The organism is Pseudomonas sp. Pse79 (genome assembly GCF_024519615.1).
Taxonomy (GTDB): Bacteria; Pseudomonadota; Gammaproteobacteria; order Pseudomonadales; family Pseudomonadaceae; genus Aquipseudomonas; species Aquipseudomonas veronii.
The window spans coordinates 1-221 of sequence record NZ_JALJRR010000092.1; the positions used below are offsets into that span (position 1 = coordinate 1).

Below are 221 nucleotides of genomic sequence, written 5' to 3' on the forward strand. Positions count from 1 at the left end.
AAGTCGTAACAAGGTAGCCGTAGGGGAACCTGCGGCTGGATCACCTCCTTAATCGGCGACATCAGCTGCTCCATAAGTTCCCACACGAATTGCTTGATTCATGCGTTTGTCAAAGTGCAGAGCTAAATATTCGAATCGAATAGTTAGCTCTGATCTTTTTCAGAACCGTTCTTTAAAAATTTGGGTATGTGATAGAAAGATAGACTGAACGTTACTTTCAC

At 42.5% G+C, this 221-nt stretch carries 1 rRNA gene; it reads left to right on the top strand.

The window, feature by feature from the left end:
• Positions 1 to 51: ribosomal RNA gene (locus NR164_RS30355) — 16S ribosomal RNA — on the top strand; the annotation flags it as partial.
• Positions 52 to 221 lie beyond the last annotated feature (170 nt).